Source organism: Rubrivirga sp. S365, assembly GCF_032248475.1.
Classification (GTDB): domain Bacteria; phylum Bacteroidota; class Rhodothermia; order Rhodothermales; family Rubricoccaceae; genus Rubrivirga; species Rubrivirga litoralis.
Genome location: NZ_JAVTTN010000001.1, coordinates 651,642 through 663,270 on the forward strand (window position 1 = coordinate 651,642; position 11,629 = coordinate 663,270).

An 11,629-nucleotide genomic window follows, 5' to 3' on the forward strand; every position below is an offset into this window, starting at 1 on the left:
GCGCCGCCGCCCCGCCTACGACCGCTTTGACCAATAGCCAGGACGGCGACGGTCGTGCGCAACGGCGAGTACGAACAGCGTGCCCCCGTCTGTCCGGTAAATCACGTGGTGCGGGAACCGGCGGAGCGACCACCGGCGGTACGGGTTGCTCCTCGGCACCGGAGAGCCGAGATCGGGCGACTCCGCGATGAGGCTGAAGACCCGCTGAGCTTCGTCGATGAACAGCCCTCAAAGGCCGTCCGACCGCTCTTCGTAATAAGTTGCTGCTGCGAGCAACTCCGCTCGGGCGTCGGGATGAAGCTGGACGTCTGTCACGAGACGGCGTGACGGGCGTCGGCGAGCGCGTCAGCGACGGGGATGCCTTTAACCTCTCCCGACACGAGGGCATCCCAGCGCCGTGCCGCCTCGTCGGCCCACACACGCTCGATCTCGTCTTCTTCGTCTAAGCTCGAGATGAGATGCTGCGCGAGAAGCGCGCGCTCGCCCGGCGGGAGGAGGAGGGCCTGCGACTCGATCTCTTGGAGGCTCATAGCTCAGCGGGTCTGCGTCAACGCAAAGTACGGTGCTGTAGAACGAACTCTCTGGCTGCTCCGTGTCGCACGGCCAGGCATCGGTCGCCGCCCCGCCCCAGGTCCCGACCAGGGACACCGCCGCCCCGCCCGTAGCGACCTTTCCCGTCCCACCACCCCGCCCCCTCCTCGTGGAAGCCCTCAGCGTGTTCGACATGCTCAAGATCGGCGTCGGGCCGTCCAGCTCGCACACGCTCGGCCCGTGGCGGGCCGTCCAGCGGTGGCTGGGCGAGCTCGACGACGCCGGCCTCCTGGGCGGAGTGGAGCGCGTGCAGGTCCACCTCTACGGGTCGCTCGCGCTCACCGGGCGCGGCCACTGCACCGACCAGGCGATCGCCCTCGCGCTCCTCGGGCACGACCCGGTGACGATCGCCGTCGACCGGATCCCGGCGTACGTCGCCGCGCTCGCCCGCGACAAGCGCGTCGTGCTGGGCGGGGCGGCCGTCGCGTTCGACCCGGCCGCGGACATCCTCTACCACCCGTCGGAGCGGCTGCCGGGCCACGCCAACGGCATGACGTGCGTGGCCGTCGGGGGCGGGGCGGACCCCGCGGGGAGCGGGGCGGGCGAGCGGGCGTCGACGTACTACTCGGTCGGCGGCGGGTTCGTGGTCGCCGAGGGCGAGGCCGAGCGCCAGGCGGCCGGCCTCGTGCGGCTGCCCCACCCCGCCCAGGTGCCGGCCGAGCTGCTCGCGCACTGCCGGAGCGGGGCGTGCCGGATCGCCGACGTGGTCCAGCGGAACGAGGAGGCGTGGCGGACGCCGGCCGAGGTCCGCGCGCGCGTGCTCGCGCTGTGGGACGTGATGCGCGAGGGCGTCTTCCGCGGGTGCCACACCGACGGCGTGCTCCCGGGCGGGCTGGGCGTGGCGCGGCGGGCCGCCCCGCTCGCGCGGCGCCTGCTCGGCGACGCCCACGAGGCCGAGACCTCGCGCGAGTGGATCGCGGCCATCCGCGCACAGACGTTCCGGTTCCCCCAGGTGCTCCAGCTCGTGAGCGCGTTCGCACTCGCCGTCAACGAGGAGAACGCGAACCTGGGCCGCGTCGTCACGGCGCCGACGAACGGGGCCGCCGGCGTCATCCCGGCCGTGCTGATGTACCACGTCTGCTTTTCGGACGAGGAGGTGACCGACGACCAGATCGTCGACTTCCTGCTCGTGGCCGGCGAGGTGGGGACGTTCTTCAAGAAGGGGGCTACGATCTCGGCGGCGATGGGCGGGTGCCAGGCCGAGGTCGGCGTCTCCAGCTCGATGGCCGCCGCCGCGCTGTGCGAGGCCGAGGGCGGGACGCCCGAACAGGCGTTCCAGGCCGCCGAGATCGCCATGGAGCACCACCTGGGCATGACGTGCGACCCGATTGGCGGGCTCGTCCAGATCCCGTGCATCGAGCGGAACACGATGGGCGCCGTCAAGGCCATCAACGCGGCGCACCTCGCGCTCGCCGGGACGCCCGAGGACGCCCGCGTCTCGCTCGACGCCGTCATCCGCACGCTCCGGCAGACGGCCGAGGACATGTCGGACCGCTACAAGGAGACGAGCCAGGGCGGCCTGGCGACGAACGTGTCGGTCCGCTTTACGGAGTGCTGAGAGACTGTTTGGTAGCCAACTTTGACTCTCCTCCCCCCAGCGGGGGGAGGTCGGGAGGGGGGATGTGGAGTGGCCGCCCCGCCCTCGACGGCCGCCTTGACACTCATCCCCCTCCACGCCCTTTGGGTCCGGCCCTCCCCCGGTGGGGAGGGGGAACCTCCACCAAACAGTTTCTGAGGGGGCTCGCTGCGCTCGCGGGACGAGGGACGAGGCAAGGGCAGAACGCGGGGGCGGGGTGGCGCCGGCTTCCTGCCCCGCCCGAGCACCCCGAACCGGCCGCCCCGCCCGAGCCGCCCTGCTCAGGAGAATCCGGGCGGGGCGGCCGGCCTCCATCTCGGGGGATCGCCCCGCGCCGGCGTCCGTTGGCCGGTCCATGCCCGACCTCCCCGCCCGCGACCGCGCTCCGCTCTCCGGCCTCGACCTCGACGACCACGATGTCTCCGAGGCCGACCGGCGGGCCTCCCCGCCCGCCACGATCCTCTACGAGGCCGTCCTGCGCGAGGCGCGCGACGAGCTGTCGCGGTCGTCGGGCGCCCTGTTCTGGTCCGGCCTCGCCGCCGGCCTCTCGATCGGGTTCTCGTTCGTCGGGCGGTCGCTCCTGGGCGCCGCGCTCCCCGAGGCCTCCTGGACCCCGCTCGTCACGTCGCTCGGCTACGCCCTCGGGTTCCTCGTCGTCATCATCGGGCGGCAGCAGCTGTTTACCGAGAACACGCTGACGCCGGTCGTCTCCGTCCTGCGGCAGAAGACGTGGGCGGCCTTTGGCGGCATGCTCCGCCTGTGGGGCATCGTGCTCGGGGCCAACCTCGTCGGGGCGGCCGTGTTCGCGTACCTCCTGTGGATCGACAGCGGCGTGTTCACCGACGCCCAGATGGCCGAGTTCGCCCGCGTCGGCCGCCACGTCGTCGAGACTGGCCCGGGGACCACGTTCGGCGGCGGCATCTACGCCGGGTGGCTCCTGGCGCTCCTGGTGTGGATGCTTCCGTCGGCCGAGCGCTCGCGGGTCGTCCTCATCGTCGTCGTGGCCTACGCGATCGGTCTGGGCGGCTTTGCCCACTCGATCACCGGGACCTCCGAAGCCGTCTACGCCGTGCTCGCCGGCGAGGCCGGGTGGGGAGCCATTCCGGCGTTCCTCGTCCCCGCCCTCGCGGGCAACATCGTGGGCGGGGTGGGGCTCGTGGCGGTCCTCAACTACGCCCAGGCCGCGGCCGACGGCGAGGACTGAAGCGGAGGGACTGGGGACTTGGGATCGGGGACTGGCAGAACGCGACCGCCCCGCCCGCTCCTTCGCTGCGGGCGGGGCGGGGCGCAGGCCGTTCGCACCACCGCCCCGCCCAAGCGTCTCGGGCGGGGCGGTGCCGCTTGCGGAAACGGGGGGCCAGGGCGGGGCGGGGCGGGATGCCCCTCATTCCCCAGTCGCTAGTCCCCCCGCCCCTACTTCCCCGTGAACAGCAGGTCGCGGTAGGTCGGGAGCGGCCAGAGGTCGGCCGGCACCTCCTTTTCCAGCGCGTCGCACGCCGCGCGGACCGTGGCCATCGCCGGGACCACCTCGGACGTCATCGCCGCCGCCTCGTCGTCGGCCTCGTGGGCGGCGGCGCGGGCCGCAGCGAGCGCTCCGAGCGCCGTGCGGAGCGCGTTGACGTGCTCGACCACCCCGCCCGCCGTCTCCTTGGCACCCGACGGGTCCAGGCCCAGGTCCTCGACGGCCTCGGCGGCCTCGCCGATCTCCATGAGGTAGCGGAGCGCGGCCGGGAGCACGAGCGTCTTCGCCATCGACTCAGTCGTGGCCGCCTCGACGTTGAGCGTGAGCGCGTACTGCTCGAGGAGGATGTCCCGGCGGCTCTCGAGCTCGGCGCGCGTGAGCACGTCGTAGCGCTCGAAGGCGGCCACGTTCTTGTCGTCGGTGAGCGTGGCGAGCGCCTCGGGCGTCGTCGCCAGGTTGAGGAGCCCGCGCTCCTCGACAGCCTCGCGGTGCCAGGCGTCCGAGTAGCCGTCGCCGTTGAACACGATCGCCGTGTGCTCGCGGATGGACTCAGTGATGACCTCCTGGACGGCCTCCTCGACCGCCTTCTTCGACCGCTTCTTGCCCAGCTTGCCCTCCAGCTTCGTCGCCAGGTCGTCGATGGCCTCGGCCGCGATCGTGTTGAGGACCGTGAGCGGGAAGCTCACGCTCTGCGACGAGCCCACGGCCCGGAACTCGAACTTGTTGCCCGTGAAGGCGAACGGCGAGGTCCGGTTGCGGTCGCCGGCGTGGCGCGGGAGCGTCGGGAGGACCGGCGATCCCAGCCCGAGGAAGCCCGACGACTTCGACGCCGTCGCCTTGCCCTCGGTCGTGATCTGCTCGTAGACGTCCGAGAGCTGGTCGCCGAGGAAGATCGAGAGGATGGCCGGCGGCGCCTCGTTGGCGCCCAGCCGGTGGTCGTTGGCCGCCGTCGCGATCGAGGCCCGCAGGAGGTCCTGGTGCAGGTGGACCGCCTGGACGACGGCCGTGCAGAAAAACAGGAACAGGAGGTTCGAGTGCGGGGTGTCGCCGGGGTCGAGCAGGTTGAGGCCCGTGTCGGTCGACATCGACCAGTTCACGTGCTTGCCCGACCCGTTGACGCCGGCGAACGGCTTCTCGTGGAGCAGGCACGCGAGCCCGTAGCGCTTGGCCACGCGCTGCAGCGTCATCATCATGACCTGCTGGTGGTCGGCGGCCACGTTGGCGTCCTCGAAGACGGGCGCGAACTCGTACTGGCCCGGGGCCACCTCGTTGTGTCGCGTGGCGACGGGCACGCCGAGCGCGTAGAGCTCGGCCTCGACCGCGTTCATGTAGGCCATGACGCGCTCGGGGATCGACCCGAAGTAGTGGTCGTCGAACTCCTGCCCGCGGGGCGGGGCGGCGCCGACGAGCGTGCGCCCGGCGACGAGGAGGTCGGGGCGGTCCTCGAACAGGGCGCCGTCGACGAGGAAGTACTCCTGCTCCGACCCGCACGTCGCCGTCACGCGGCCGACGTCCTCGCCGAGGAGCGCGAGCGCGCGCGTGGCCTGCCGGTTGAGGGCCTCCAGGCTTCGCAGGAGCGGGATCTTGTGGTCGAGGGCCTCGCCGGTCCACGACGCGAACGCCGTCGGGATGCAGAGCGTGGCGCTCCCGTTGTGCTCGACGAGGAAGGCCGGGCTGGTCGGGTCGTAGGCCGTGTAGCCGCGGGCCTCGAATGTGGCGCGGAGGCCGCCGCCGGGGAAGCTGGACGCGTCGGGCTCGCCCTGGACGAGGCTCTTGCCCGAGAACTCGATGACCGCCCCGCCCCCGGCGTTCGGCGTGATAAAGCTGTCGTGCTTTTCGGCGGTCCGCCCGGTGAGTGGCTGGAACCAGTGCGTGTAGTGCGTGGCCCCGCGCTCGACGGCCCACTCCTTCATGGCGAGGGCCACGGCGTCGGCGACGGTCTCGTCGAACGGCTCGCCCCGCTCGACGGTGGCGGTCAGCCGCTTGTAGACGGACTTGGGCAGGCGCGACTTCATCTCGGCCAGCCCGAACGTGTTCTGCCCGAACGCCTTCTCGACGTCGCGGAGCACGTTGCGGGCGGGCACGCGCAGGGCGCCGTTCGGGGGGGGGAGGGTCGGGGTCATGGGCGGGGTGGGCGTGGAAAGCGGGCGGGGCGTGGGGGGCGACGGGCGGGGCGGGGCGGTCTGGCCACCCCGCCCGCTACTCGTCGCGCGTGGGCACGAGCGCCATCGGCTCGGCGGGGAGGTAGGTGCTCTCCTTGTGGGTCGAGAGGACCAGGCTCGTCCGCGTGCCGCGGACGCCGGGGAGCGCCTGGATGCGGGCGAGCAGCCGCTCGAGCGCGGTCGTGTTGCGGACGCGGACCTTGAGCACGTGGGAGCCGTCGCCGGTGACGGAGTGGAGCTCCTGGACCTCGCCCATCGCCGTGACGCCCTCGACGAACGCGGCGTAGTGCTCGCTGCCGGTCGACTGGATAAAGACGAAGGCGGCCACGTCGTAGCCCAGCCGCTTCGCGTCGAGCGCGGCGTGCGTCCCGACGAGGACGCCGCGCTCGGTCAGCTTCCGCATCCTGTCCGAGACGGACGGGATGGAGAGGCCGACGGCCTCGGCGATGTCGGTCCGCTTGGCGCGGCCGTCGACCTGGAGGAGGTGGAGGATCTGGGCGTCGATGTCGTCGATCTTCTCCATGCGGGCGGGGTGGGAAAGCCAATGCGACGGCGAACCTACTCGTGCCGCAGGCTTTCGGGGCGCACTGCCTCAAGAAGTAACGCAGGAGTCACCGCGAACCTCTGTGTTTTGAATCGGGGCGGGGCGGTGCCTGCGCCCGCTCCGCCCGGCGCGTGGGGCTCGCCCGCCCCGCCCCGCTCGGCCGCCGCGGGCGGGGTGGAGTCCGGGCGGGGCGGCCGGCGCTAGCTTGCGGCGCGGGCTCGTAGCACAATCGGTTAGTGCAGCCGGCTCATAACCGGACGGTTGCAGGTTCAAGTCCTGCCGGGCCCACGATGGGGGCGGGGAGGTCGAGCGTGGAGCCCGCACCCCGCCCAAGCTTAGCCGCCCTGCCTCGCCCCGCCGCCGGAGGCGTCTCAGCAGAAATGCCCGGCTGAGACGTGAGACGGATCAAGGCCGACGCGCGTGAGACACATTAACGAGAAGGAGGTGGAACGGCTTATGCGTAATTACGTATCCGAGCCGTTCCGCCCCCGTCTGATGGCCTCCCCTCGGAAAAAGCTCGAGTTCTGGGCCGACGCCCGAGACGTCCTCCGAGCTTGCCCCTCTGAGGTCAAGCAGGATGTCGGCTTTGCGCTCGACGAGGCCGAGCGGGGTGGGAAGTCCGGGAGCGCGAAGCCGATGCCGAGCGTGGGGCGGGGCGTCTACGCCATTCGCACGAACCACGACGGCGAAACCTACCGGACGTTCTACGTCGCCCGCTTTCGCGAGGCCGTGTACTGCTTCTACGTAGTCCACAAGAAGGCGACGAGGGGAGTCGACCTCCCCCAGCACCAGAAGGACCACGCCGCCGCCCGGTACCGCGAGATCGTCGAGTGGCGGCGGGCTGAGGGCCTCGACTGAGCCCCGCTTGACCCCAGGCCACCAGCCCGAACCTGACATGACCGGCCCCACCCCGTCCTCCGGCAACGTATTCGCTGACCTCGGCTTCGACGACGAGGAGGCCTCTCTCCTCGCGGTCAAGTCCCGGCTCCTCTCGGCGCTCGCGTCTTACACCGCCGAGTTCGACACGCAGAGCGAGGCCGCCGCCGCCCTCGGCGTGAGCCAGCCGCGCGTCTCCGAGATCACGAACGGCCGGCTCTCGAAGTTCACGGCCGACCTCCTCATCAAGCTGTGTCACCGAGCCGGCGTCGAGGTCCGTGTCGACACGGGCCGCCCTGCTGCGGCGTGAACGGCAGATGACCGCGCCCCCCACACACGGCGTTCGTCGTCGGCGCCGGGGCCGCCCCGCCCCGCTCGGCCGCCCCGCCCGCGCTCAGTCGCCCCGCTCGTCCGCCCCGCCCGCCGGCACGGTCGTAACGGGGACGTGCTCGACGGGGCGGTCGGGCGCCAGCCACACGGCCTCGCCGCCGTCGAGGGGCTCGGCGTTGGGCGCGCCCGTGGCCAGGCGCCGCGCGGCCTTGGCCGTCACCTTCCGGTAGCGGACGCCGCCCAGGCGGAACGGCGACCCGTAGGGGACGCGTCCGAACGCGACCGGCGACCGCGTCGGCGGCGGCACGTCGACGCCGCACCGGCCGAGTGCCTCCTCGGCCGAGAGCCCCTCGCGGAGCGCGAGCTGCACCGCCATGTCGCGCGGCGACTCCCACGCGTCGACGCCACTCAGCGACGCCCGCGCGAGCGCTCGGTCGACGGCGACGCGGACGTCGTCGGGCGTGGGGCGGGGCGGGCGGTTCGAGCGCACGGTGGGGGCGGGGCGAGGGACAGGAACGTGCGCCGGCCCCTCAGGCTCCCACCCCGCCCACGGGTGTGGCCGAGGCGGGGCGGGGCCGTTCCTGAGAGGCCGGGCGACAAAGTCCGTAGGAACAAGCGGGGAACTGAACGGTCATGCGCCCGTGGCTCACGCCCGACTCGTGCGCTCTCACCTGCCCTTACCGGGCGGCCAGCGGGAGCGCCTCCTTCCCCCTCCCCCATGTCTCGCCTCCCCCTTTTCGCCCTCGCTCTCGCCGTCGCCGCCTGCGCGCCGGCCGAGACCGACGTCATGACGGAGCCCGACGCCGGCGCCATGCCAGCCGATACCGCCCCGATGCCGGCCGACCCGGCCGGCGCCGTGACGGCCGAGGGCACGCTCGACGCTGCCCAGAGCGCGGGCGGCCTCACCAACCTCGCGCCGGCCACCGCCGTCTCGAACATCGACGGGTGGATCGCTCGGCTCGACGGCGTGCCGTCGGCGGCCCCGATCGTCGCCAACCTCCAAACGCTCCGCTCCCAGCTCCAGGACCCGGTGCTGGACGGCTTGGCCATCGGTCAGACCCTGTCCACGCTCGGCGAGCAGACGTCGGCCGCGGCCGACGGCGACGTGAGCCTTGAGCAGCTCGGTCAGGCCCTCTCGCAGGCCGGCACCATGCTGATGGGCATGTAGCGGCCCGCCGAGCAGACGGTCCACGGCGGGCCGGGGGCGCGGGCTCCCGGCCCGCCGTCCGTTTAGGGTGTGGGCGGCCGGGCGGGGCGGCGGGGGCGGGGCGGCCCCCGTGACAGGCCCGGCGTCAGCGCGCGCCCCTAGCTTGCGGGCTCCGCCCCGCCCCCTCCGGTCCTGTGAGCGCCGCGCCCGCCCCGATCTCCGCCCCGCCCGCCTCCGTCCTCGACACCCACATCGAGCAGTTCCCCGGCGTCGGCGAGCGCCGGGCCGAGCCGCTCCGCAAGGCCGGCGTCAAGACCTACCGCGACCTCCTGCGGTACTACCCGCGCCGCTACCTCGACCGCACGACGGTCACGCCGATCCGCCAGATCGCCGAGCCCGGCGAGTACACGGTCGTCGGCGAGGTGGCGGCCAAGGGCATGATCCCCGGGCGGGGCGGCCGGAGCCGGCTGGAGCTCCGCGTGACGGACGACTCGGGCGGCACGCTCAAGTGCGTCTGGTTCCGCGGGGCCAATTACCTCCAGCGGCTCTACCAGAAGGGCGAGACCTACGCCTTCCACGGGAAGGCCGACAAGTACGGGTCCTCCTTCTCGATGGCCCACCCGGACACCGACCGGCTCGACGACGCGACGGCCGCGCTCCAGACCGGCCGCATCGTCCCGCTCTACCCGGGCGGGGCGGCGCTCGAAAAAGTGGGCCTGAACAGCCGCGGCTTCCGGCGCCTGATCTACCGGATGATCAAGGAGCACGGGCTCGCGATCCCCGAGGTGCTGCCCGAGTCGGTCCGCGCGCAGCACGACCTCATCGACGGCAACGTGGCGCTCCGCGCCGTCCACTTCCCGCGCGACGTGGCCGAGCGCGGGCGGGCCGTGCGGCGGCTCAAGTTCGAGGAGTTCTTTTTCCTCCAGCTCCTGCTCGCGCTCACCAAGGGCCGCCAGGAGAAGCAGGCCGGCGTGCGCCTGGGCGGGGTGGGCGGCTACACGCAGCGATTCCTCGACGAGGTGCTCCCGTTCGAGCTCACGGGCGCCCAGCGGCGCGTGCTGGAGACGGTCGCGGCCGACACGGCAAGCGGGCACCAGATGAACCGGCTCGTCCAGGGCGACGTGGGGAGCGGCAAGACGGTCGTCGGCGTGGCCGCCATGCTCATGGCCGTCGACGCCGGCCACCAGGCGGCGTTCATGGCGCCGACCGAAATCCTCACCGAGCAGCACTACGCCAACGTCCGCAGCTTTCTGGAGCCGCTCGGGCTGGAGACGCGGCTCCTCATCGGCGGCCAGCGCAAGGCGCTCCGCGACGAGATCCTGGCCGAGATCGCGTCCGGCGAGGCCCACGCCGTCGTCGGCACGCACGCGATCATCGAGGACAAGGTGGAGTTCCAGAACCTCGGACTCGCCGTCGTCGACGAGCAGCACCGCTTCGGGGTCGTCCAGCGGGCGAAGATGTTCAAAAAGGGCCAGCGCCCGCACGTCCTCATGATGACGGCGACGCCCATCCCGCGCTCGCTGGCCATGACCGTCTACGGCGACCTCGACGTGTCCGCGATCGACGAGATGCCGGCGGGGCGGAAGCCCATCGAGACCAAGGTGTACAGCGAAAAGCGGCGCGAGGAGATGCTCGACTTCGTCAAGCGCCAGCTCCGCGAGGGCCGCCAAGCGTACGTGGTCTACCCGCTCGTCGAGGAGTCCGAGTCCGAGACGCTGGCCGACGTGAAGGACGCCGAGAACGGAGCGGCCGAGCTGTCGGAGGCGCTCCGCCCGTACCGCGTCGAGCTCGTCCACGGCCGGATGCTGTCCTACGAGAAGGAGGAGGCGATGGACCGCTTCAAGGGCGGGGAGGCCGACGTCCTCGTCGCCACGACGGTCATCGAGGTGGGCGTCGACGTGCCCAACGCGACCGTCATGGTCATCGAGCACGCCGAGCGGTTCGGGCTCGCCCAGCTCCACCAGCTCCGCGGCCGCGTCGGGCGGGGCGGCGACCAGTCGTACTGCTTCCTCATGGCGTCGTACAAGCGCTCGGCGGAGTCGACCGAGCGGCTCGAAGCGATGGAGGCGACGACGGACGGGTTCGAGATCTCCGAAACAGACCTCCGCCTGCGCGGCGCCGGCGACTTTTTCGGGACGCGCCAGTCGGGCCTCCCCGACCTCAAGATCGCCGACGTGGTGAAGGACGCCGAGATCCTAACCGAGGCGCGCGCGGCGGCCTTCGCGATCGCCGAGGCGACGCCCGCCCTCGACGCGCCGGGCCTGGAGGCGACGCGCGAGCACTTTGGGCGGACGGCCCCGAAGAGCCTCGGGTTCGCGCGCGTGGGCTGACCGCCCCGCCCGCGCCGTGGGGGCGGGGTGGCCGTACCCGTCCGGCAGCCCGTACGCCGCCCCGCCCGCCGGGTCCGCTCGTCTGGTGGGGGCGGGGTGGGGGGCTCGGTGCCGGGCTCTGCTGCGTTGCACCCACTACAAGCGGGAGCCGCCACCTTGCAATCGAGGCGCTGAATGGCACTCCACGTCGCGACGTGGAAGGCGAGACGGGAAGCGCTCGCCCCCTTTGGTCCGCCCCCGCGTCACGTTCCCGTCCCGCCCCGCCCGCCGAAAGCGACGCGGCGCGAGGCGGGCGGGGCGGTTGGCACGGCCGGCGGCACACCCCGCCCTCCAGGCCATGACGCTCCCCGCCCCCCGCCGCACCGTCCGCGCCGCGCTCGACACGCTCGCCGTCATCGAGCACCGCGACCCGGCGGGGCACGCCCGCGTCACGGGCGGGGCGGTCGCGGCGACCTCGCGGGCGCTCCGCGTGGGCGAGCCCTACGTCCGCGACGTGCTCGGGCGGCCCGACGCGCTCCCGTCGCCGCTCCGCGACGACGTGCTCTACCTCTACGCCCTTCACGTCGAGCGCGGCGTGCGGGCGTACTGCCGCCGGCCCGCGGGGCTGTAGG

At 72.7% G+C, this 11,629-nt stretch carries 12 protein-coding genes and 1 tRNA gene; 8 read left to right on the plus strand and 5 right to left on the minus strand.

Annotated features, from left to right (window positions below; translation table 11 throughout):
* Window positions 1–15: 15 nt before the first annotated feature.
* Window positions 16–225 (minus strand): type II toxin-antitoxin system RelE/ParE family toxin, encoded by a 210-nt coding sequence (locus RQM47_RS17400; protein WP_409945953.1) that lies wholly within the window; start codon window positions 223–225, stop codon window positions 16–18.
* A gap of 86 nt (window positions 226–311) precedes the next feature.
* Window positions 312–530, minus strand: a complete 219-nt coding sequence (locus RQM47_RS02945; protein ID WP_311663010.1) for an addiction module protein — start codon at window positions 528–530, stop codon at window positions 312–314.
* Window positions 531–700: 170 nt separating this feature from the next.
* On the opposite strand from RQM47_RS02945, the gene RQM47_RS02950 reads away from it, so the two are divergent.
* A complete protein-coding gene (locus RQM47_RS02950) occupies window positions 701–2,149 on the plus strand; it encodes an L-serine ammonia-lyase (RefSeq protein ID WP_311663009.1) in 1,449 nt (482 codons plus the stop codon).
* Window positions 2,150–2,522: 373 nt separating this feature from the next.
* The gene (locus RQM47_RS02955; RefSeq protein WP_311663008.1) at window positions 2,523–3,371 is read left to right on the plus strand and encodes a formate/nitrite transporter family protein; all 849 of its coding nucleotides are present in this window, start codon (window positions 2,523–2,525) and stop codon (window positions 3,369–3,371) included.
* Window positions 3,372–3,580: 209 nt separating this feature from the next.
* Here RQM47_RS02955 and RQM47_RS02960 read toward each other — a convergent pair whose 3' ends face one another.
* Window positions 3,581–5,752, minus strand: coding sequence for a glutamine synthetase III (locus RQM47_RS02960; protein WP_314007301.1), 2,172 nt, complete (start codon window positions 5,750–5,752; stop codon window positions 3,581–3,583).
* 76 nt (window positions 5,753–5,828) lie between these two features.
* Complete coding sequence (locus tag RQM47_RS02965) at window positions 5,829–6,314, minus strand: Lrp/AsnC family transcriptional regulator (RefSeq protein WP_311663006.1); 486 nt, start codon at window positions 6,312–6,314, stop codon at window positions 5,829–5,831.
* A gap of 235 nt (window positions 6,315–6,549) precedes the next feature.
* On the opposite strand from RQM47_RS02965, the gene RQM47_RS02970 reads away from it, so the two are divergent.
* The 3 genes from RQM47_RS02970 (at window position 6,550) to RQM47_RS02980 (ending at window position 7,521) form a co-directional block, all read left to right on the plus strand.
* A tRNA-Ile gene (locus RQM47_RS02970) sits at window positions 6,550–6,623 on the plus strand.
* Window positions 6,624–6,830: 207 nt separating this feature from the next.
* Complete coding sequence (locus RQM47_RS02975) at window positions 6,831–7,193, plus strand: type II toxin-antitoxin system RelE/ParE family toxin (RefSeq protein ID WP_311663005.1); 363 nt, start codon at window positions 6,831–6,833, stop codon at window positions 7,191–7,193.
* A 37-nt stretch (window positions 7,194–7,230) separates the two neighbouring features.
* A complete protein-coding gene (locus tag RQM47_RS02980) occupies window positions 7,231–7,521 on the plus strand; it encodes a helix-turn-helix transcriptional regulator (protein WP_311663004.1) in 291 nt (96 codons plus the stop codon).
* 84 nt (window positions 7,522–7,605) lie between these two features.
* On the opposite strand, the gene RQM47_RS02985 is transcribed toward RQM47_RS02980, so the two are convergent.
* Entirely contained in the window at window positions 7,606–8,031 is a 426-nt protein-coding gene (locus tag RQM47_RS02985) for a hypothetical protein (protein ID WP_311663003.1), read from the minus strand.
* Window positions 8,032–8,259: 228 nt separating this feature from the next.
* Between RQM47_RS02985 and RQM47_RS02990 the strand changes: the two genes are divergently transcribed.
* From RQM47_RS02990 to RQM47_RS03000, 3 genes are all read left to right on the plus strand, one after another.
* A complete protein-coding gene (locus tag RQM47_RS02990; RefSeq protein WP_311663002.1) occupies window positions 8,260–8,709 on the plus strand; it encodes a hypothetical protein in 450 nt (149 codons plus the stop codon).
* Window positions 8,710–8,882: 173 nt separating this feature from the next.
* Complete coding sequence (recG, locus tag RQM47_RS02995) at window positions 8,883–11,018, plus strand: ATP-dependent DNA helicase RecG (protein ID WP_314007304.1); 2,136 nt, start codon at window positions 8,883–8,885, stop codon at window positions 11,016–11,018.
* 337 nt (window positions 11,019–11,355) lie between these two features.
* Window positions 11,356–11,628 (plus strand): hypothetical protein, encoded by a 273-nt coding sequence (locus tag RQM47_RS03000; RefSeq protein ID WP_311663000.1) that lies wholly within the window; start codon window positions 11,356–11,358, stop codon window positions 11,626–11,628.
* Window position 11,629 lies beyond the last annotated feature (1 nt).